This window comes from Lysobacter cavernae (assembly GCF_042648505.1).
Classification (GTDB): Bacteria; Pseudomonadota; Gammaproteobacteria; order Xanthomonadales; family Xanthomonadaceae; genus Lysobacter_L; species Lysobacter_L cavernae.
On sequence record NZ_JBHRXK010000038.1, the window covers coordinates 1 to 564 of the forward strand.

General features: G+C 67.9%; 1 protein-coding gene. It reads left to right on the forward strand.

The window, feature by feature from the left end; all coding sequences use genetic code 11:
- A partial coding sequence (locus ACFOLC_RS16160) for an amidase family protein (RefSeq protein ID WP_386760294.1) occupies positions 1-564 on the forward strand: 564 nt, incomplete at both ends.

A 564-nucleotide genomic window follows, 5' to 3' on the forward strand; every position in this document is an offset into this window, starting at 1 on the left:
CGTGGCGCTGGGGCTGTGCAGCTTCGCCCTGGGCACCGACACTGCCGGTTCCGGCCGCGTACCGGCCGCGCTGAACAACCTGGTGGGGCTCAAAGCCAGCAAGGGACTGATTTCCACCGCCGGCCTGGTTCCCGCCTGTCGCACCCTGGACTGCATCACTTATTTCACCGCCACCGCCGCCGAGGCGAGCCAGTTGCTGGCGCTGACGGCAAGACTCGACCCCAGGGACGAGTACAGCCGCGCCAATCCGCTGTGGAACGACGGCTCGGCCTTTGGTCAGGTGAAATCCTTCCGCTTCGGCGTGCCGAAGGGCTTGGAGTTCCTCGGCTGCCCGGAAAGCCCCGAGCTGTTCGCCGCCACGGTCGAACAGCTGAAGGCAGTCGGTGGCGAGCCGGTGGAGATCGACTTTTCGCCCTTCCTCGAAGCCGCGGGGCTGCTCTATGAGGGCCCATGGGTGGCCGAGCGCTACAGCGTCGCCGGCGAGCTGATCGAGCAGAACCCCGAGGCGGTGCTCCCGGTAATCCGCGCCGTGCTGGAAAAGGCACCGGGCACCACCGCCGTCGG